Raw genomic sequence first — 20153 nt, forward strand, 5'->3', positions numbered from 1 at the left:
CGGCGTCCACCCGCATTGCCGAGCCGGGCGGCCACGCGACAATGCCGCCGCCGAGCCACCCTTCACGCCCGCCACCATGACGACGACCCCGCACTGCATCCTCACCATACGCTGCCGCGACGCGGTGGGCATCGTCGCCGCCGTGGCCTCGGCGCTGGCGTCGAGCGAGGCCTTCATCACCGAGTCCAGCCATTTCGGCGACGAGGGCACGGGCCTGTTCTTCATGCGCACCGTCTTCCGCCCCACCGGCACGCGCTTCGTCACGTTGGAAGACTTCCGCGTCGCGCTGGCCCCGGTGGTGCAGCGCTTCGAGATGCAGCTGCAGCTCTTCGACGCCATGCGGCGCATGAAGGTGATGCTGGCGGTGTCGAAGCACGGCCACTGCCTCAACCACCTGCTGCACCGCTGGCACAGCGGCGAGCTGCCCATCGAGGTGGTGGGCGTGGTATCCAACCACGACGAGATGCGCCGCCTGGTCGACTGGTACGGCCTGCCCTACCACCACCTGCCGGCCGGTGACAAGCCGGCGCAGGAGGCGCGGCTGCTCGAACACTTCTCAGAGGCCGGTGCCGAGCTGCTGGTGCTGGCGCGCTACATGCAGGTGCTCAGCGACACGCTGTGCCAGCGCCTGGAAGGCCGCTGCATCAACATCCACCACAGTTTCCTGCCCAGCTTCAAGGGCGCGCGGCCCTACCACCAAGCCCACGAGCGTGGCGTCAAGGTGGTGGGCGCGACGGCTCACTATGTCACCGCCGATCTCGACGAGGGCCCCCTCATCGAGCAGGACACGGTGCGCGTGGACCACACGCTCGATGCCGACGCCTTCGTGCGCCTGGGCAAGGACGTCGAGAACGTCGTGCTGGCGCGCGCCGTGCATTGGCACGCCGAGCACCGCGTGCTGCTCAACGGGCGGCGCACGGTGGTGTTCAGGCACGGGGCCTGAACGGCCGGTCGGCCGGCCTAAGGCGCCACCGCCAGCTTCAGCGGCACGGTCTCCGGCGCCAGCAGGCTGCCGTCGCGCAGGCCGCGCAGCGTGGCGAGGCTGAGCGCAGCGATGAGCAGCGAGACCACGGCCAGCAGCGCCACCGCCAGCATGGCAGGCCAGCCCGAGGGCGCCAGGCGCAGGCTGAGCGCGGTGAAGGCAGCAAGCGGAAAGCTCATGCCCCAGTGGGCCAGGCCGAAGGGTTGCTGGACGATGCGCGGCATCAGGGCCAGCACCCACAGCAGGCAGAAAAGGGCCATGCCCCACAGCGACCAAGCCAGCAGCGGCGGCGCACCGAACTGCAGCAGCGCCAGCCCCACCACCGCCGGCGGCGCCACCAGGATGAAGGCGGCCGGCATCAGGCGCTCGGGCCACAGACCCTGCACGGCAACGCGCACCAGCAGCAGCGCCGTCAGCACCGGCCAGAACAACAGCCCGATGCCGAACTGCGCCGCCGCCCATTCGGGTCGCCCCAGCGGCACACCGGCCAGCGGCACCAGCACATTGCCGACGATGGGGATGAAGAGCGCCGGCGTCACGCTGGCCCAGCCCAGGCCTGCACCAGCCGTGGCGCCTGCCGTACCCCCACCGCCGCGCCACCAGCGCGAAAGTACCCAGACCGTGACTCCCAGTTCGGCCAGCGCGCCAGCCCACCACAGAGCCTCGACCAGTGGCGCCAGCGGCCCTGCATGGAGGCCGCCGGCGACGGCCACGGTGGCCAGCAGCAGCACGGCGATGGGCAGGGCGGCGACGAAGGCGTGGCGCACCGGATGGCGGCAGTCATCGGCCCAGGCCTGGGGAAAGAGGCGCCAGCGCAGCAGCGTGCAGGCGGCCAGTGCCAGGAAGACCAGCGCCGCCAGCACGCCCAGCACCCAGCTCAGCGCGCCCGCGGCCTCGCCCATGGTGGGCACGGCGCGCTGCCAGGCCAGCGCCAGGCCGCAAAGCCCCATCACCACGGCATACCAGGCCGGCACCAGATGCTGCAGCGGCTGCCAGCGGCGCACCGCTGCGCCCGCAGAACCTGCCCCGGGAGCCGTCACCGCAGCTTGCCCAGCAGCACCTGGACGTCGTCGAGCACGGCACTGAGTTCGCTGCCCTGGCCTTCGTCCATGCCCAGCCGGGTCTGCAGCTCGGAGTGCATGAAGCACACCGTCATGCGCACATAGGCGCTGTCCAGCGCCTTGCGCACGGCGGCCATCTGGGCTGCGATGTCGAGGCAGGATTCGCCCTCGCTGATCATGCGCTGGATGCCGCGCAACTGGCCCTCGGCACGCTTGAGGCGGTTCAGGATGTCGGTGCGTTGGTCTTCGTCGATGTGTTCGTTCATGGATCGGCCTGCAAGGAGGCGGGCATGACAGCGCCCGTCCGCCGGGCGAATATTGGCACGCGCCGCGGCGCCCGCATGCCAGAGGCCGAGGCGAACGCTCCCTCATTGCGCCGCTGCAGCCCGCCTCCCCCCTAGATCAACCCATGCGGCGACCCGGGCAGGGCTTGTGACTATGGCCGGCGGCGCCGCGCCGGGCCATGCTGGCGCTCCCTTCACGCCCCACCCCGGAGCCGCCCATGCAAAGACGCCTCGTGCTTGCCCAGATCGCCCGTATCGGTCAGATCACCCTCTTTGCGGCGGCCCTCGCCGGCTGCGCCGCCCTCACACCCGACTCTGGCTGGGTCAGCCTGCTCGACGGCGGCAAGGGCCTGGCGGAGAACTTCGACCGCGTCGGCGACGCCAACTGGCGCACGGTGGACGGCCTCGTCGTCGCCGACAAGGGCAAGGGCGGCTTCCTGGTGAGCAAGGCCAGCTACAAGGATTTCCTGCTGCGCGCCGAGTTCTGGGCCGAGACCGACACCAACAGCGGCCTCTTCCTGCGCCTGAGCGATCCGCTCAAGATCACGGCCGACAACTCCTACGAGGTCAACATCTGGGACATCCGCCCCGACCCGAAGTACGGCACCGGCGGCATCGTCGGCTTCGCGGCCGTGCCGGTGCCCGTGGTCCACAAGGCCGGCGGGCGCTGGAACAGCTACGAGATCGAGGCCCGCGGCGCCCAGCTCACGGTCAGGCTCAATGGCGTCGTCACCACCACGCTGCAGAACGACAAGTTCGCCAGCGGCCCGCTGGCACTGCAGTACGGCGCCGGCGTGCAGGGCGCCACCGGCGGGCCCATCAAGTGGCGCAAGGTGGCGATCAAGCCGCTGTAGGCCCTCATACGGGTTCGCATTCGACCGTGTAACCAGGCGGGGAGCCGAAGACAGTGCGCCAGCACGGCGAGGCGACCCAACGACGTTAGACGGTTGAAGGCGAATCCGTACCGGCCAGCACGGCGGCGACACGGTCGGGGTAGTCGGTGATGATGCCGCTCACGCCGCCGTCGCGCAGCACCCGCATCTGCAGCGGGTCGTTGCAGGTCCAGACATTGACGGCCAGGCCCTCGTCGACGAGGGCGGCCAGCGCCGCGGCGTCAATCTCGCCGGCCACCGAGCCGAAGCCCAGCGAATCGAAGCCGCCGTAGCAGCCCGGGTGGTAGGCATCGGCGTCCAGCAGCGCGAGGTAGCGGCCGATCCGGGCCAGCCGCTCGCCGGCCAGCACGGCGGTGGCGACGCCCTGATCCAGTACACGCACCGCCAGCAGCTGTTCGTGGTCGAAGGACGAAACCAGCACGCGGCCGGCCAGGCCGTGGTGAGCCACACGCGCCATCACGGCACCCGCGATGCCGGGGTACAGGCGCGGCAGCGACTTGATCTCGATGTTGAGCAGCAGCCCGCAGGCCTCGGCCAGCTGCAGCAATTCGTCCAGCGACGGCACATGCACGCGGCCCGAGGCGTAGAAGGCCTCGTCGGCCGGGCTGATGTGGGCGGCGCGCTCGGCCGCCGTGATCGACTGCAGGAAGGCCTGGCGGCGCGGCGCGGCCAGCGCCAGCTCGTCGGTAAACCAGCGCCCGGCGTCCAGTGCCTGGATTTCGGCCAGCGAGTGGTCGGAGATGAAATGCGTGGCCGCCTGCGGCCAGCGCTGGGCGGCGTCGGTGCAGCGCCGCAGGTCGTCGTCGTGGTGCACCACGAGCTGACCGTCGCGGCTGACATGTACATCGCACTCGACCATCTGGCAGCCCAGGCGGGCCGCCTTCTCGAAGGCCGGCAAGCTGTTCTCCGGCGCGTAGGCGCGGGCGCCACGGTGGCCGATGTTGAGCTGGGCCGCGCCCACCGCCGCGTGCAGGGCCGCGATGCGGCGGCTGGCGAGTCTGCCGGTGCTGCGGGTCATGGCCTGGCATCCCCTGCGGCGCAACGGCGCCGCGTGGGCGGCATTGTCCCGCGTTGAACGCCGGCCTCTTGCCGAATCATCAATGGCCGGAGCGGGCGCCGGATCGTGCGCCGAAGCGCACCGGCAGCACGTTGCTGCCAGCCTGGGCGTACTCGGCCAGCAGCGCGCCCTCGGCGGCGGCGCCGTCGGCCAGGGCATCGGCCGCCGCCCACCAGCCGCGCGGCAGCTCGCCACGCTGGCGCGCCAGGCTCGCGGCGGCGGCGGCCTGCCGGGCGCGGGCGGCGTGGATCTCGGCGTGCAAGTCCAGCAACTGCTGCACATGGCGCAAGGGGGCCAGCGCGCGCTGCAGGCCAACCTGGGCCAGCGCCGCGGCATAAAGAGCGCGGCCTCGCGCCGTGAGCATCACCGCGCCGCAGGTGATGAGCGACACATAGCGCGCATCGATGTCATGGGGCGCGCCGTGGCGGGCGAGAAAGTCGCGGTCTTCGACGCAGAGGTCGGGTACAGGCTCGTCGCCCGCGCAGACCGCATCGGCGCCCAGGCAGGCGGCTTGGGCGCCGGCAGAGCGCCGGGCCAACGGGAACTTCAGGACTTGCATGGCGGCACCGTCCTACTCAGAAACACCGCCCCAGTAGACACCCAGGGTGCGACGGCGGCGGCGCGATATCGCCGCCAATTGCCTTGCATCTCAGCCGCACCACGGCCCCCCGGCCGACCGCGCTCCCTATGCTTTCCTGATGCAGTCTGCACTACGCTAGGCCACCATGGACGCCGCTCCTCGCCTGGACGCCCCACCCGCCGGCCCGCAGGAGCTGCCGGCCGACCTGACCCGCGCCCTGCTGGCCTGGGCCGGCGGCTGGTCGGCCATGTTCTGGCTCGACGGCCGGCTGGACCTGGCCAATCTGGCGCTGCTGCTGGTGCTGAGTTCGGCAGTGGCCACGCTGTGGCTGCCCGGCTGGCTGAGCGCCGTCGCCAGCGTGCTGGCAGTGGCCGCCTTCAACTGGGCCTTCGTGCCGCCGCGCCACAGCTTTGCCGTCGATCTGGACCAGCACGCGCTGCTGCTGGTGAGCCTGCTGGCTGTCAACGCCATCGTCTCGGCCCTCGTCGTGCGCCAGCGCCGGCAGGCCGAGGCGGCGCACCGCATGGCCGCCCGGGAGTCCCGCCTGCGCCGCTGGGGCGACATGCTGCGCGAGGCCGACGATCCGGCCGCCCTCGTCGGTGCCCTGCAGGCGGCGCTGGGCGAGGCGGCGCCGCAGGCGGTGACCGTGGCCGTGCGCCAGCGCCTGGATGCCGGGCCCGACGACACCTCGACCCTGCAGGCGGGCGAGGCCGACGACGACCAGCGTGCCGGCCTGGCCCTGTGCATGCGCGAAGGCCGGGCGCTGGGCCCGGGGAGCGGCCGCCACGAGGAGCAGCCCGACCTCTACCTGCCGCTGCGCGGACGCGGCCTTACGCTGGGCGCGGCGCTGCTGCACGGAGGCGGCAGGCGGCGCATCGATGCCGACCTGCGGCCGCATCTGCAAGCCCTGTGCGACCAGCTGGGCACGGCGCTGCAGCGTGCTTCGGGTGAGCAGCAGGCCCGGCGAGCGCGCGAACTGGCGCAGCAGCAGGGCGTGCGCAATGCCCTGCTGGCGGCCATCTCGCACGACTACCGTACGCCGCTGGCGGCGATCATGAGCGCGGCCTCGGCGCTGCAGGAACAGGCCGAGCGCCTGGCCCCGGCGCAACGGCGGCGGCTGGCCACGGCCATCGTCGACGAGGCCGAGCACCTCGGCCGCCTCACCGACAACACGCTGCAGCTGGCGCGCCTGGAAGCACCGGGTGTGGTGCTGTGCTGCGACTGGGAATCGGCCGAGGAGATCGTCGGCGCCGTGCTGCGACGGGCGCGCCGGCGGCCGCAGGGCGAACGCCTGCGGGCGCGGCTGGAGCCCGGCCTGCCGCTGCTGTGGTGCGACGCGCTGCGGGTGTCGCAACTGCTGGAGAACCTGGCCGACAACGCGCTCGCCTACAGCCCGCCCGCGGCGCCGGCCGAAATCCTGGTGCGGCGCGTAGATAGCCAGATCATGCTGGCCGTGCGCGACCGCGGCCCGGGCATCGCGCCGGCCTGGCGCGAGCGCGTGTTCGAGGTCTTCCAGCGCGGCGACGAGGCCAGCCGCGCGCAGGCGCTGGAGGCCAGCCGCCAGGGCTCGGGCGTGGGCCTGGCGGTGTGCCGCGCCATCGCGCGTGCCCACGGCGGCGAGCTGAAGCTGCGCCCGCGCGGCCACGGTGGCTGCGCCTTCGAGTTCCTGCTGCCGATGCGCGTGGCACCACCTGCGGCGCCACCCGAGGACGAAGCGCCGTCCACGCCGCCCGCCGCGGACGCGACCCGATGAGCCTGACCATCCTGCTCGTCGAAGACGACCGCGAACTGCGCCAGACCCTGCGCGAATCGCTCGCGGTCGAAGGCTATGTGGTGCATGCCGCCGCCAGCCTGGCCGACGCACGCGCCCTGCTGGCCCACGCCGGTGCCGAGGGCGGCATCGACCTCGTGCTGCTCGACCTCGGCTTGCCTGACGGCGACGGCGAGGATCTGCTGGCGGCCCTGCGGCGGCGCTGCGCGGCGCCGGTGATCGTGATCTCGGCGCGCGAGGCCGAGGGCCAAAAGATCAGGCTGCTCGACGGCGGCGCCGACGACTACCTCGTCAAGCCCTTCGGTCTGGGCGAGTTGCTGGCGCGCCTGCGCCTGGCCCTGCGCCACCGCGGCCGCGACAGCCGGGCTGCCGTGCTGCGCTGGCGCGCCGGCGCGCTCGACATCGACCTCGCGGCGCGGCGCGTGCGGCGCCAGGGCGCCGAGGTCCACCTCACGCCGACCGAGTTCAAGCTGCTCGCCCGCCTGGTGCGCCAGGCCGGCCAGGTGGTGACGCACCGCCAGCTGCTGGCCGATGTCTGGGGGCCTGAACACACCGAACAGACCCACTACCTGCGCCTGTACATGGCGCAGCTGCGCGCCAAGCTCGAGGACGACGCGGCCGAGCCGCGCCACTTGCTCACCGAGCCGGGGGTGGGCTACCGAATCGCGGAACCGGCCGACTGAACCGGGCGCGCACTTATGCGTTCCTGATGGCCGCGCGGCCATCGTGGCGACATTGCCACCGCCGGATCGTCCCCGATGACCACCACCACCGCTGGCCTGCCCCCGCAAGCCGAAGCCGCCCCGGGCCCGCGCCGACAAGGCCGGGCCGCGCTGACCTTGGGCGCCGTCGGCGTCGTCTACGGCGACATCGGCACCAGCCCGTTGTACACGATGAAGGAGGTCTTCGCGCCGGCCACCGGCGTGCCGCTGGATGCCCACCACCTGATAGGCGCCGTTTCGGTGATCTTCTGGGCGCTGATGCTGGTGGTGACGCTGAAGTACGTGATCCTCATCCTGCGCGCCGACAACCGTGGCGAGGGCGGCGGGCTGGCGCTCACGGCGCTGGCGGCCCAGGCCGTGCGCGAGCGGCCGCGCTGGCGCGCCGCGCTGCTGCTGCTGGGCGTGTTCGGCGCCACGCTCTTCTACGGCGACAGCGTCATCACGCCCGCCATCTCGGTGCTGGGCGCGACCGAGGGCCTGGGCCTGGTGGCGCCCTCGCTCGCGCGCTGGGCGGTGCCGGCCAGCATCGCCATCGTGCTGGCGCTGTTCCTGGTGCAGCGCTACGGCACCGGGCGCGTCGGCCGCTGCTTCGGGCCCGTCATCGTGCTGTGGTTCCTGGTGCTGGGCGCGACCGGCGTGGAGCAGATCGCCCGCCAGCCGGCCATCCTGGCCGCGCTCGACCCGCTGCGGGCCTGGCAGTTCCTGGCCGAACGCGGCGGCCACCTGCTCGCCGCGGTCGGCGCCATCGTGCTGGCACTGACCGGGGCCGAGGCGCTGTATGCCGACATGGGCCACTTCGGGCGCCGGCCCATCCAGTGGGCCTGGGCCGGCCTGGTGCTGCCGGCGCTGGCGCTCAACTACCTGGGCCAGGGCGCGCTGCTGATGGCCGAGCCGGACGCCATCGAGAACCCCTTCTACCGCCTCTTCCCCGAGGCCTGGGTGCTGCCGGCCCTGGTGCTGGCCACGCTGGCCGCCATCATCGCCTCGCAGGCCGTGATCTCGGGTGCGTACTCGATGACGCAGCAGGCCATACAACTGGGCTTCCTGCCGCGCATGACGGTGCGCTACACCTCGGCGCGCGAGGCCGGGCAGATCTACATGCCGGCCGTCAACTGGGCGCTGCTGGCCGGCGTGGTGGCGGCGGTGGCCGGCTTCGGCAGTTCATCGGCGCTGGCCGGCGCCTACGGCATCGCGGTGACGCTGACGATGATGATCACCACCGTGCTGACCTTCTTCGTCGTCAGCCGCGGCTGGGGCCTGCCGCTGCCGGTGGCGGCCGGCGCCACGCTCTTCTTCCTGGCCATCGACGCCCTGCTGGTGGCCGGCTGCGCGGTGAAGCTGTTTGACGGCGGCTGGTTCCCGCTCGTGCTGGGCCTGCTGCTGTTCGGACTGATGTGTACCTGGGCACGCGGGCGGGCGCAGTTGCTGGCCAGCATCCGCCGCGACGGGCTGGAGTTGCTGCCCTTCATCGAGGCGCTGGAACAGGAAACGCTGCCACGCGTTGCGCGCACCGCCATCTATCCGGTGGCCGACCCCGACCATGTGCCGCAGGCCCTGCTGCACAACCTCAAGCACTACCAGGTGCTGCACGAACGCAATGTGATCCTGACCGTGAGCTTCCGCGAGCAGCCCTGGGTGCCCATGCACGAGCGCGTCACGGTCGAGGCGCTCGGCCGCGGCTTCTGGCGCGTGCGGCTGCATTTCGGCTTCATGAACATTCCCGATGTGCCCAGGGCGCTGACCCTGGCCGGGCCGCTGGGGCTTGCCATCCCCGTCTTCGAGACCAGCTACTTCCTCAGCCGCGAAACCGTGGTCCCCGCTGCGGGCGGCGGCATGGCGGGCTGGCGCGAGCGCCTGTTCGCGGCCATGAGCCGCAATGCCGGAAGCGTGATCGACTATTTCCGCCTGCCCGGCCACGCGGTGGTCGAACTGGGCACGCGGATCCAGCTCTGAGGGGGGTCGATCAAGGCGGCTTTGCGCCCGCCGTGCGCGCCGCAAAGCCCAGCGCCACCGCGCCGCCTTCGGCCGGGCGCTCGGCCGGCAGATCGACCTGCAGCCGGGCCTCGGCCACGCCGGCCGCCAGCAGTGCGGCGCGCACGCCAGCCGCCCTTTGTGTGGCCAGCGCCGGCAGGGCGGCGCCATCCAGCGGCTGCTCGGCGCGCAGCCGCGCCAGCATCCGCTCGTGCAACGAAGGCTCAGAAGCCGGCGCGGCTCGCAGCACGGCCAGGGCTGGGGCGCCGAAGCGCTGGCCAAAAAGCCGCTCCAGTGCCGCCTGCGTGCCCCCCTCGGAGGTCACCACCGGGCCCGGCGCTTCGCCCTCGTCCAGCGCGCGGCCTGCGGCCTGGCCGATGTCGCGGCGCAGGGCTTGCTCGCGCAGCGCCTCGCCATCGGCCGCCGGGTCGTAACCCGGCTGCAGCGCCAGCTGCAGCGCCGGGCGCTGCGCCAGGGCCTGCACCAGCTTGACGATCTTCTCGCGCTCCGGCGGCGCCAGCCGGGCCTGGCCGGGTTCGAAAGCCACCCCATCCAGCGCTTCGCCGCCACCCCCCGGCAGCAGGGCCGCGAGCGCGCGGAAGGGCGAGGTGATGACGCGCGTGAGCAGCGTCGTGAAGGCCTTCCAGGCCAGCGCGCCAAAGCCGAACTGGGGGTCGTCCAGGCTCCCCGAGACCGGCAGGCCGAGATCGATGCGGCCGTCGCCGTCCTGCAGCAGGGCCACAGCCAGGTCCAGCGGCAGATCGGCCGCGCCGGGCGCCTGCACGCGCTCGCCCAGCACCATGCGGTCCATCACGACACGGTTCTCACCCTGCAGCTGGCGCTCGGCAATGCGGTATTCGAGGGTCAGCGAGAGCTTGCCCGAGGCGATGCGGCGGCCGGCAAAGGTGGCGGTATAGGGCGTCAACGAGGTCATCTCGACATTGCGAAAACGCAGCCTCAGGTCCATGAAGGCAGCGGGATCGAAAAGCTGCAGCTGGCCGTGGAGGCGGGCGTCGCCGAAATCGTCGACGCGGCCGTCCAGTTCCACCGCGGTGCGTGCGCCGGGCGCGTTGGCGATGCCGACGATCTGGCCTTGCAGATCGTGGATGCGGGCGCCGAAGGGCAGCACCAGGCTGAGGTCGGAGAAATCGATCTGGCCATGGCTCAGGCGCAGGCGGGCGATGGCGATCTTGAAGGCGCTGTCGGCAGCGGGCCTTCCGCCAGCGGTGGCCACCGGGCTGGGTGGTGGAGGTGGTGGAGCGGGCGCAGGCGGACCGGCCAGGTCAGGCGAGAGCGCACGCACCAGGTTGAGTGTGCGGTCCTTGTAGATGGTGAAGGTGCCGCCCAGTCCATCCAGGCGCAGTTCGCCCATGGACAGGCCTGCCTCCGAAACCGCCAGCGCGGGGGACGACAACTCCTTGAATCCGAACAGGGCGGCGCCAGAGGCGCGCTCGTCCAGCCGCAGCTCTCGCAGCGCGGCACGACCGGCGTACTGCCAGTGCGCGCCGGCCAGTTGCAGCCGGCCCCGCGCATCCAGGCTGCCGCCACGAAGTGCCAGCGCCGTGTACCGGGCCAGATAGGGCGCGGCCGGCGCCAGCACCAGGGCGGCAACATCGAGGTTCAAGTCGAGCGCCGGCCGCCCGGGCCATACCGTGCCACGCGCCGCCAGGCGACCGCCGCTGGCGAGCTTCAGTTGCAGGGACAGCGGCAGCGGCGCGTCGAGATCGCCATCGAACGCAGCCCATTCGGCCTGCACTTCGCGCAAGACCAGGCTGGCGGCAGGGGTGACGCTGCGGTCGCCGGCCTTCAGCTCGAAGCCCGCCAGCTTCACCGGGCCGCTGCTGATGCGCCAGGCTGGCGATGGCGTGGCGGCCGGTGGGGCTGGCGGCACGGGCTGTGCCGGCTGCAGCGCCTGCATGAGCACCAGGCGGCCCTTGGCATCGCGCTCCAGTTCCACCCGCCCGCCCTGCAGTGCCAGCGCCCCCAGGGCCAGGCGGCGCTCATGCAAGGCCAGGCGGCTGTCGGCCAGCTTCAGGCTGTCCAGCGTGAACCAGGGCAGGCCCGCGCTGGCCAGCTTCAGTCCGCCGGCATCGATGCTCAGGCCCTCGACCGTGAGGCGGGGCGCGGCGGTATCGAACTCGGCCTCGGCGCGCAGGGCCAGGCCCAGGCGCGCCACTTCGGCTGCCAGCGGCTGGGCCAGGCTGACATCGTCCAGGCGCAGCGCCAGATCCTTGATGCCGGCTGCGGCCACGCGCAAACGCCAGGGCGGGCCCGGCGACTCGCGGGCGGGCGCGGCGGCCGGCTGGGGCTTGAGCCAGGCCTGCAGGTCGAGATTGCCGCGCGCATCGCGCTTCAGCGCGAGGTGGCCGCTGTTCAGCGCCAGGCTGTCGATCTCGATGCGGCGCGCGCCGAGGTCGACGCGGCCGCCGTCCAACGCCAGTTCGCCCAGTGCCAGCGCGGGCTCCTTGGCCTCGCGCCCGTGCACGGCCAGGCCTTGCAGGCGCAGGCGAATCCTGTCGAGGCTGGCCTCCACCGGCATGCCGGCCGCCTGCACCACACGGTAGGCCATCGCCACGCCCAGCCGTCCCTGCGGCGGCGCAGTGTCCAGCAGAGTCTGGAGATAAGGCCACAGCGTTTGGAGCGCCAGGCCGTCGAGCTTGACCTCGCCGCTGGCATTCAGGGGCGCCAGCGCCAGGCGGCCTTCGGCGCTGAGCGTGGCACCGTGCTCGCTGCGCGCCTGCAGGCGGTGGCGGGCCGGCTCGGCGGCAAAGGTAGAGAGGCCTGCGGCGTCGAACTGCAGCGCCTCGATGGCGGCGTGGAAACCACCGACCGGCAAGGCATCGTCGACCACGATACGACCGTCGGCGACACGGAGCCGGGCCAGTTCAACACGAGGCGGCGATGACGCGGCCTCGGCGGTGGGCGCAGCCTGGGGCGGGCCGGCCAGGGCGCTGAGAAAGCGCGCCCAGTCGCTGCTGCCATCGGCGCCGCGCTGCCAATGCAGCACCGGCGTGCGCAACTCGATGGCCTCGATCAGCAGCGCGCCGCGCCAGAGGCTGGCGCCGGCCAGATCGACGCCCAGCCCGTCCAGCGCCAGCAGCGGCGCGCCGTCAGGCGTGTGCAGCTTCAGGCCCTGCACTTCCAGCGCCAGCGCCCAGGGCCGCCACTGCACGCGCTCCAGGCTCAGGCGGTGGCCGCCATGCTCGGCCAGCCATTGCGTCGCCCAGCGCCGCGCCAGGGGCTCGAAGGCGAAGCTGGCCAGGGCCTGGTAGGCCAGCAGCAGGGCGGCCAGCGCCAGGCCCGCGCCCACCAAGAGGCGGCGCAGGCGCGGCGTGTTCGCAGTGGGCTCGTTCATGCTCCAGGCGAAGCCTAAAGCAACTGCGGTGGCCTCGCGGCCAGCCGCCCAGGCAGCGGCATGCGATAAACCGCGCCTGCACCAGCCAGCCAGCGCCGCCGCCATGGACAAGTTCATCGAGATGCAGACCTTTGCCGCCGTCGTCGACGCTGGCAGCTTTGTGCGCGCCGCCGAGGCCCTGGGGCAGAGCAAGGCCGCGGTCTCGCGCTATGTGGCCGAACTCGAGGCGCGCCTGGGCGTGCGCCTGCTGCACCGCACCACCCGCAAGCTCTCGCTCACCGACGAGGGCCAGGTCTTCCACCTGCGCTGCAAGACGCTGCTGGCCGACCTTTCCGAGGCCGAGGCCGAGATCACCTCGCGCAGCGGCCAGGCCAGCGGGCTGCTGCGCGTCAACGTGCCGGTGACCTTTGGCATCCTGCACCTGGCGCCACTGTGGGCCGCCTTCGGCGAACGCCATCCGGGGCTGACGCTGGAAGTGACGCTGGCCGACCGCATCGTCGATCTGGTCGAGGAAGGCTACGACCTCGCGGTGCGCATCGCGCGCCTGCCCAGCTCATCCCTGGTGAGCCGCAAGCTGGCCTCGACGCGCATGATCCTGTGCGCCGCACCGCGCTACCTGGCCGAGCACGGCGCGCCGGCCCATCCGTCCGACCTGGCCGGGCACGCGGTGCTGGCCTACACCCTGCTGTCGGTGGGCGAGCAATGGGGCTTCGAAGGGCCCGAAGGCCCGGTCTCGGTGAAGGTGGCGCCCTGGCTGCGCAGCAACAGCGGCGACACCTGCCGCGCCGGCGCGCTGCAGGGCCGCGGCATCGTGATGCAGCCTTCCTTCCTGGTGGAAGACGATGTGCGCGCCGGCCGCCTGGTGGAGGTGCTGCCGCAGTACCGCGGCATGGCGCTGGACATCGTTGCCGTCTACCCCAGCCGCCAGCATGTGGCGCCCAAGGTGCGGCTGGTGATCGACTTCCTGGCCCAGGCCTTTCGCAGCCCGCCCTGGCGCGGCTGACGGGCGATCAGGCGGCGGCCGGGGCGCGGCGCAGCAGGGCGTCGAACTGGTCGACGATCTCGGCCCAGTCGGCGTCGTCGGCGATGGTCTCGCGCAGCATGCGCGCCTGGGAAGGGCTCCAGAAGGGCGCGTCGGCCAGGCGCAGGGTGCCGGGCAGCGGCGCGTGGCTGGCGATGAACTCGCGCATACCGGCCGTGTCGGTGGGCAGGCCGAGCTGGGCGAAGAGTTCGGACAGGCGGTGGTGGATCGCTTCCATGAGTGGCCTCCCTGGTGCTGCGGCAGCATAGGGGCCGCCGGTGACGCAGCGCCGGCAGCCGGCCCAAGACCCTGACGGCGGCAGGCGTTGCGCGGCCGGCCTCAGCCCGGCGGCGCCAGCAGTTCGATCTCGCTCTCGTCCTTGAGCGCCACGCCACTGAGGCGCCGGCGCAACGCCTCACGCAGCAGCCAGGCGATGCGCCCGGCCGCCCTGTCCATGGCCAGGCCGGCGGGCCGGATATTGCTGACGCAGTTGCGCTGGGCATCAAGCCGGCCGACGGCCGGGGCAAACGTGAGGTAGGCGCCCAGGCTGTCGGGCGAGCTCAGCCCCGGCCGCTCGCCGACAAGGATGAGGCTCATGCGCGCCTGCAGCAGCGCGCCGATCTCGTCGGCCAGCGCGACGCGGGCCTGGGTGGCGATGACCACCGGCGCCCAGCTCAGCGCGCCGCCCAGGGCCTGGCGCAGCTCGCGCAGCAAGGGCAGGCCGTGGTTCTGCACCGCGATGGCCGAGAGGCCGTCGGCCAACACCACGGCCAAGTCGACCGGCGCCGCGGCCAGCGCCTGCAGCCGCAGCGCATCGGCATCGGCGAGGCGGCGGCCGAGGTCGGGCCGGCGCAGGTATTCGGGCCGGCTGGCGGCGCGGCTTGTCACGCGGATGCTGTCCCAGCCCTCATCAATCAAGGCCTGCCGCAGCGCGGCCCCATCCAGCGCCACATGCACCGCATCACGCGCCTGGGCGTGGGCGGCGGCAAAGGACAGCACCGCGGCCGTGGGCAGCGCCACGCCGCTGCGGCCCAGCGCGATGCGCGCTGGCGTGTGGCGGGCCAGTTCGGCCCAGGGGTCGGGCAGGGGCGATGCAGGCGCGGTCACAAAGCCACCCCCGGCAACAGCCGCGCCAGCGAGGCCGCCAGCGCCGGCGCCGCGGTCGGCGGCTGCAGGCGGCCGTCGGCGCCGGTGATGCCCATGCGCTGCAGCCAGGCCTCGAACTCCGGCGCCCGCTTCAGGCCCAGCAGGCGGCGCACGAAAAGCGCGTCGTGGAAGGAGGTGCTCTGGTAGTTGAGCATCACGTCGTCGGCGCCCGGCACGCCCATCACGAAGTTGACGCCGGCGGTGGCCAGCAGCACCAGCAGGTTGTCCATGTCGTCCTGGTCGGCCTCGGCATGGTTGGTGTAGCAGATGTCGCAGCCCATGGGCAGGCCCAGCAGCTTGCCGCAGAAGTGGTCTTCGAGGCCGGCGCGGATGATCTGCTTGCCGTCGTACAGGTACTCCGGCCCGATGAAGCCGACCACGGTGTTCACCAGCAGCGGCCGGTAGCGCCGCGCCACCGCATAGGCGCGCGCCTCCAGCGTCTGCTGGTCGACGCCGTGGTGGGCGCCGGCCGAGAGCGCGCTGCCCTGGCCGGTCTCGAAATACATCACGTTGTCGCCCAGGCTGCCTCGCTGCTGCGCCAGCGCCGCGGCATGGGCCTCGTCGAGCAGCGCCAGGTCGATGCCGAAGCCGCGGTTGGCGGCCTCGGTGCCGGCGATGGACTGGAACACGAGGTCGACCGGCGCGCCGCGTTCGATGGCCTGCAGCGTATTGCTCACATGCGTGAGCACGCAGGCCTGGGTGGGAATGGCGTGGCGCTGCAGCAACTCGTCCAGCAGGTGCAGCAGCCGCGTCAGTTCGGGCAGGCTGTCAGCGGCCGGGTTGATGCCGATCACCGCATCGCCGGCGCCGTACATCAGGCCGTCGAGCACGCTGGCCAGGATGCCGGCCGGACTGTCGGTGGGATGGTTGGGTTGCAGCCGCACCGCCAGATGGCCGGCCAGCCCCAGCGTGTTGCGAAAGCGCGTGACGACGCGGCAGCGCGCTGCCACCGCGATCAGGTCCTGGTTGCGCATCAGCTTGCTCACCGCGGCCACCATCTCGGGCGTCAGGCCCGGCGCCAGCGCGGCGAGCGTTGCGGCGTCGGCGGCATCCGACAGCAACCAGTCGCGCAGGCCGCCCACCGTGAGGTGGGCCACCGGCGCATGGGCGCGTGCGTCGTGGCCGTCGATGATGAGGCGGGTGACGGCGTCGTCCTCGTAGGGCACCAGGGCCTGCTGCACAAAGGTGGCCAGCGGCAGGTCGGCCAGCGCCTGTCGCGCCGCGACGCGCTCTCGCGCGCTGCCGGCGGCAAGGCCGGCGAGCTGGTCGCCCGAGCGCTCGGGCGTGGCCTTGGCCATCAGCTCGCGCAGATCGGCGAATCGAAAGCGCTCGCCACCCACCGTGGCAGCGTGCGTCATGGGCGGGAATCCGGGCCGTTCATGGCCGGCAAGGGTAGCCGAAAGTGCCCGCGCGCCAGCGCACTTGCGCGGCGCCGAATAAACGGTATAAACTGTTTATACCGTAAAAGGAGACTGCAGCCATGAACATCCAGAACATGCCGGCGCCGGACACCGAGACGCCATCCCCGCTGCCCGCCGAAGCTGTCAAGCCTGCTTCCCCGCCGCCCAAGGTCGCGCGGGCAGCCAAGGCGCCGAAGGCTGCCAGGGTCGACAAGGCCGCGAAGCCCGCCAAGCCCGAGGCAGCGCCGCGCAAGAAGGCGCAGGCCTCCCTCAAGCCCGCGGACAAGCCGGTCATGCCGCCTGCGCCGGCGAAGAAGGTCACCAAGCCGGCGACGCCGCCCCAGGGCACCAAGCCCGTGGTCGAAGCCAAGCCGGTGAAGAAGCCGGCCAAGCCGCGGCCCCAGCTGGTGCGCGACAGCTTCACCATGCCCGAGGGCGATTTCGGCCTCATCGCCGCGCTCAAGGCACGCGCGCTCACAGCGCACCGCGCGGCCAAGAAGAGCGAGCTGCTGCGCGCCGGCCTGCAGGCACTGGCCGCACTGGACGCAGCGGCACTGGCCGCCGCTCTCGACCGCCTGGCGCCAGTCAAGACCGGCCGGCCGAAGAAGGGCCGCTGAGGCCGGGGCTGCAATGATCAACGCCATGCCTGACGCCATGAGCGAAACTGCGGCCATGAAATCCGCCAGCGCCTTCAGCCTGCTGCGCGTGGTCCGCGCCGCGCGTTATTCCGGACAGGGTTTTGTCCTCGCCTGGCGTGACGAGGCCGCCTTTCGCCAGGAGTTGATGCTGGTGGTGGCGCTGGCGCCGCTGACGCTGTGGCTGCAGCTGCCGCGGCTGGACACGGTGCTGCTGCTGGCCCTGATGGCCCTGGTGCTGGTGGCCGAGCTGCTCAACTCCGGCATCGAGGCCGTGGTCGACATGGCCGCGCCTGAATTCAATGCTCTCGCCGGCAAGGCCAAGGACTGCGGCAGCGCCGCCGTCTTCGTGGCCCTGCTCACCCTGGCCGGCGCCTGGCTGGTGCTGGCCGGGCCGGCGCTGTGGCAGCGCATCGCCGCCTGAGCCTCGCGGCCGGAACCGTGGCCTAGTCGCCGCGGAACACCGGCTTGCGCTTTTCCTTGAAGGCGCGGATGCCCTCGGTGTAGTCGTGGCTGTCGTAGACCGCGCGCCGCAGACCCTGGATGCGCTCGTAGCCCTGCGGTGACATCGGCTTGGCGCCGGCCAGGATGCGCAGCTGCTCCTTCATCACCGCGATGCTCAGCGGTGCGTTGTCGGCGATGTCACCCGCCAGCGCCAGCGTGAAGGCCTCCAGCTCGCTACTGGGCACGACATAGTTGATCATGCCCAGGCGCTCGGCACGTTCGGCCGAGATCGGCTTGGCCGTGTAGGCCATCTCGCGCACGATGCGCGGCGAGGCGGCATTGAGGAAGGTGAGCATGCCGCTGATGTTGTAGGGCACGCCCCACTTGGCCGGCGTCACGGCGAAGGTGACCTCGGGCGCGGCGACGATGAGATCGCAGGCGAAGACGGTCTCGCAGGCGCCACCCCAGACGCCACCCTCCAGCATGGCGATCACCGGCGCCGGGTGGTTCTCGATCTCGCGCACCAGGTAGCGCAGCGGGTCGTCCCAGCCCAGCGGGTCGCGGCGCGACTCGGGCAGCTCGGCGATGTCGTGCCCGGCCGAGAAGACGGGCGCTCCGGGCTGGGCGCGCAGGATGGTCACGCGCAAGCGGCGCTGGGCGAAGTCGGCCAGCGCCGCCATCACCTCGTCGACCAGTGGCTTGCTCAGCGCATTGCGCTTGGCCGGGTTGTCGAGCGTGATGATGCCGATGGGGCCGCGGACTTCGGTGTGGGTGCTGCTGGGCATGCGGGTCTCCGGTGGAGGGCCGATTGTCGCGGCCCGCCCTTCGAAGACCGCGTCGGCGCGCCTCAGGCGGCGTGGTCGGCCAGCTTGAACGAGTCGACCACGGCCACCAGCTGCTGCGCCTGCTGGCGCAGGCTCTCGGCCGCCGCCGCACCCTCCTCCACCAGGGCCGCGTTCTGCTGCGTCACGCGGTCCATCTGGGTCACGGCCTCGCCGACCTGGCCGACGCCGCTGCTCTGCTCGCTGCAGGCGCTGCTGATCTCGGCCACCACGTCGCAGACGCGGCGGATCGCGGCCACGACCTCGTTCATCGTCGCGCCCGCTCGGTCGACCTGGGCCGTGCCGAGCTCGACGCTCTCCGCGCTGCGGGTGATGAGTTGCTTGATCTCGCGCGCCGCCTCGGCCGAGCGACTGGCCAGCTGGCGCACCTCGCCGGCGACCACGGCAAAGCCGCGCCCCTGCTCGCCCGCCCGCGCCGCCTCGACCGCGGCGTTGAGGGCCAGGATATTGGTCTGGAAGGCGATGCCATCGATGGTGCCGATGATCTCGGAGATGCGCTGCGAGCTGGTGGCAATGCCCTTCATCGTCTGCACCACCTGGCCGACGGCCTCGTTGCCACGCTGCACCGCCGTGCTGGCGCTGCGCGCCAGCTGGTCGGCCTGGTTGGCGTTGGCGGCCGTGTTCCTGACCGTGGAGCCCAGCTGGTCCATCGTCGCCGCGGTCTGCTCGAGCGCGGCAGCCTGCTCCTCGGTGCGGCTGGAGAGGTCGAGATTGCCCTGGGCGATCTCCGAGCTGGCACTGGCCACGCTCTCGGCGTTCTGGCGCACCCCGGTCACCACTGTGGTCAGGCCAGCGCTCATGGCGTCCAGCGCGCGCAGCAGTTCGGCAATCTCGTCATGGCCTTCGGCCTTCACCTTCATGCGCAGGTCGCCCGCAGCCACGGCCCGGGCCAGGCCCAGGGCGCTGGCCAGCGACGCGGTCGTGGTGCGCGTGGCCACCGCCATCACCCACAGCCCCAGCGCGGCCAGCACGCCCAGGCCACCGAGCAGCAGCCACAGGCTCTGGCGTGCCGCGGCGGCTTCGCGGTGGAGTTGTTCGCCCAGCAACTTGAAACCGGCGTCGATGAGCTTGAACTGCAGGTCGATGCTGCGCGTGTAGGTGGCGAAATACTCGGCCGCCGGATGGCTCAGCACCTCGGCACGCAGGATTTGTTCGTCCAGCAGCTTGTGCGCCTGCTGCGCGGCGGCGGCAGCGGCGGAGCGGGGCTCGGCCAGGGTCGCACCCAGGGCCGCGTCGTAGCGGGTGACAAGGCCCAGCAGTTTCTCGGCCTCGGCGCTGCTGCGCGCCAGCGCGCCGGACATGGCCTCGAAGCGGGCCTTGTCCTCGGGCGGGGCCGTGCCACGGGTGAGTACAGCGGCGCCGCGCGCCCGCATCTGGCCCAGATCCTCGGTGATGCGGGGCAACGCTTGCAGCATTGCGGTCTGCAGGAAGTACAGCGGCGGCGACTCCTCGAACACGATGCCGCTGACATGGCTGATGTCCTCGAGCAGGGCCAATTCCTCGGCGATCAGTCCGGTGTGGCGGCTGAAGCTCCGGGGGGTGTCGATGGCACGCGCCGCGACATCGGCCGACAGTTGCTTCCAGCCCTGGGCGATGCGCGCCAATCCGGCGACGAGCTTGTCGTCACCCAGCGCGGCAAGCGCGGCCTGCACCTCGCCAAAGGCCTTGTCCACCTCGGCCTGCTTGGCCTGGCGCGAGCCTGCCATGGCCGCATTGCCGGCCAGCATGCCGGCCGAGAGGCCGCGGTGCTGCTGGGTCAGGCGCACAAGTTGAAGGGTGGCGCCCGAAGGTGCGATGCCGCCGGCCTCGGCCTCGGCCGTGTGGACGCGCTCCAGGCGATCCTGCACCACCAGCACGCCCGGCACGGCCAGCATCAACGTGCCAATCAAGCCCAGCAGCAGGAACTTGTGGGCCATGCGGAGATTGCTGATGAGTGACTTCATGACCTGTGCCTCCGGCCCTGCCGTTGCAATTGCGAACTGCCCTCGA

At 72.1% G+C, this 20153-nt stretch carries 18 protein-coding genes; 8 read left to right on the forward strand and 10 right to left on the reverse strand.

All coding sequences use genetic code 11. From position 1 onward, the window contains the following. Positions 1-76: 76 nt before the first annotated feature. On the forward strand, positions 77-943 hold the full coding sequence (purU, locus tag JMV16_RS20400) for a formyltetrahydrofolate deformylase (protein ID WP_201496154.1): 867 nt from the start codon (positions 77-79) through the stop codon (positions 941-943). A gap of 17 nt (positions 944-960) precedes the next feature. Here the strand turns inward: purU and JMV16_RS20405 are convergent, their stop codons facing one another. Then, complete coding sequence (locus JMV16_RS20405; RefSeq protein WP_201496155.1) at positions 961-1986, reverse strand: SLAC1 anion channel family protein; 1026 nt, start codon at positions 1984-1986, stop codon at positions 961-963. Positions 1987-2018: 32 nt separating this feature from the next. Beyond that, positions 2019-2309 (reverse strand): metal-sensing transcriptional repressor, encoded by a 291-nt coding sequence (locus JMV16_RS20410; protein ID WP_201496156.1) that lies wholly within the window; start codon positions 2307-2309, stop codon positions 2019-2021. A 236-nt stretch (positions 2310-2545) separates the two neighbouring features. Between JMV16_RS20410 and JMV16_RS20415 the strand changes: the two genes are divergently transcribed. After that, positions 2546-3181 carry a DUF1080 domain-containing protein gene (locus tag JMV16_RS20415; protein ID WP_201496157.1) on the forward strand — a complete coding sequence of 212 codons (636 nt, stop codon included), beginning with the start codon at positions 2546-2548 and terminating at the stop codon, positions 3179-3181. Between the two features lie 85 nt (positions 3182-3266). On the opposite strand, the gene JMV16_RS20420 is transcribed toward JMV16_RS20415, so the two are convergent. Both JMV16_RS20420 and JMV16_RS20425 read right to left on the reverse strand, forming a co-directional pair. After that, positions 3267-4238 carry a glycerophosphodiester phosphodiesterase gene (locus JMV16_RS20420; RefSeq protein ID WP_201496158.1) on the reverse strand — a complete coding sequence of 324 codons (972 nt, stop codon included), beginning with the start codon at positions 4236-4238 and terminating at the stop codon, positions 3267-3269. Positions 4239-4317: 79 nt separating this feature from the next. Then, on the reverse strand, positions 4318-4836 hold the full coding sequence (locus tag JMV16_RS20425) for a hypothetical protein (RefSeq protein ID WP_201496159.1): 519 nt from the start codon (positions 4834-4836) through the stop codon (positions 4318-4320). Between the two features lie 166 nt (positions 4837-5002). Here JMV16_RS20425 and JMV16_RS20430 point away from each other — a divergent pair, with 166 nt between their 5' ends. From JMV16_RS20430 to JMV16_RS20440, 3 genes are all read left to right on the forward strand, one after another. Then, a complete protein-coding gene (locus tag JMV16_RS20430; protein WP_201496160.1) occupies positions 5003-6610 on the forward strand; it encodes a sensor histidine kinase in 1608 nt (535 codons plus the stop codon). Beyond that, positions 6607-7311, forward strand: a complete 705-nt coding sequence (locus JMV16_RS20435) for a response regulator (RefSeq protein ID WP_201496161.1) — start codon at positions 6607-6609, stop codon at positions 7309-7311. Before JMV16_RS20430 ends, JMV16_RS20435 begins: the two co-directional genes overlap by 4 nt. A gap of 75 nt (positions 7312-7386) precedes the next feature. Continuing rightward, on the forward strand, positions 7387-9303 hold the full coding sequence (locus tag JMV16_RS20440) for a potassium transporter Kup (RefSeq protein ID WP_201496162.1): 1917 nt from the start codon (positions 7387-7389) through the stop codon (positions 9301-9303). Positions 9304-9313: 10 nt separating this feature from the next. Here JMV16_RS20440 and JMV16_RS20445 read toward each other — a convergent pair whose 3' ends face one another. Further along, positions 9314-12676, reverse strand: a complete 3363-nt coding sequence (locus JMV16_RS20445) for a DUF748 domain-containing protein (protein WP_201496163.1) — start codon at positions 12674-12676, stop codon at positions 9314-9316. Positions 12677-12779: 103 nt separating this feature from the next. Between JMV16_RS20445 and JMV16_RS20450 the strand changes: the two genes are divergently transcribed. Beyond that, the gene (locus JMV16_RS20450) at positions 12780-13679 is read left to right on the forward strand and encodes a LysR family transcriptional regulator (RefSeq protein ID WP_201496164.1); all 900 of its coding nucleotides are present in this window, start codon (positions 12780-12782) and stop codon (positions 13677-13679) included. 7 nt (positions 13680-13686) lie between these two features. Here the strand turns inward: JMV16_RS20450 and JMV16_RS20455 are convergent, their stop codons facing one another. The 3 genes from JMV16_RS20455 to JMV16_RS20465 form a co-directional block, all read right to left on the reverse strand. Then, positions 13687-13935, reverse strand: coding sequence for a DUF2789 domain-containing protein (locus tag JMV16_RS20455; protein ID WP_201496165.1), 249 nt, complete (start codon positions 13933-13935; stop codon positions 13687-13689). Between the two features lie 101 nt (positions 13936-14036). After that, the gene (gene eutC, locus JMV16_RS20460; RefSeq protein WP_201496166.1) at positions 14037-14804 is read right to left on the reverse strand and encodes an ethanolamine ammonia-lyase subunit EutC; all 768 of its coding nucleotides are present in this window, start codon (positions 14802-14804) and stop codon (positions 14037-14039) included. Next, positions 14801-16201 (reverse strand): ethanolamine ammonia-lyase subunit EutB, encoded by a 1401-nt coding sequence (locus JMV16_RS20465; RefSeq protein ID WP_201496167.1) that lies wholly within the window; start codon positions 16199-16201, stop codon positions 14801-14803. Before JMV16_RS20465 ends, eutC begins: the two co-directional genes overlap by 4 nt. A 122-nt stretch (positions 16202-16323) precedes the next feature. On the opposite strand from JMV16_RS20465, the gene JMV16_RS20470 reads away from it, so the two are divergent. Continuing rightward, positions 16324-16860 (forward strand): hypothetical protein, encoded by a 537-nt coding sequence (locus JMV16_RS20470; RefSeq protein ID WP_201496168.1) that lies wholly within the window; start codon positions 16324-16326, stop codon positions 16858-16860. 37 nt (positions 16861-16897) lie between these two features. Continuing rightward, positions 16898-17302 carry a diacylglycerol kinase gene (locus tag JMV16_RS20475; RefSeq protein WP_236580627.1) on the forward strand — a complete coding sequence of 135 codons (405 nt, stop codon included), beginning with the start codon at positions 16898-16900 and terminating at the stop codon, positions 17300-17302. 22 nt (positions 17303-17324) lie between these two features. Here the strand turns inward: JMV16_RS20475 and scpB are convergent, their stop codons facing one another. Next, positions 17325-18107 carry a methylmalonyl-CoA decarboxylase gene (scpB, locus tag JMV16_RS20480; protein WP_201496170.1) on the reverse strand — a complete coding sequence of 261 codons (783 nt, stop codon included), beginning with the start codon at positions 18105-18107 and terminating at the stop codon, positions 17325-17327. 62 nt (positions 18108-18169) lie between these two features. Continuing rightward, positions 18170-20107 carry a methyl-accepting chemotaxis protein gene (locus tag JMV16_RS20485; protein WP_201496171.1) on the reverse strand — a complete coding sequence of 646 codons (1938 nt, stop codon included), beginning with the start codon at positions 20105-20107 and terminating at the stop codon, positions 18170-18172. Between the last annotated feature and the right edge of the window lie 46 nt (positions 20108-20153).

The organism is Rubrivivax sp. A210 (genome assembly GCF_904426505.1).
GTDB lineage: Bacteria > Pseudomonadota > Gammaproteobacteria > Burkholderiales > Burkholderiaceae_C > Rubrivivax.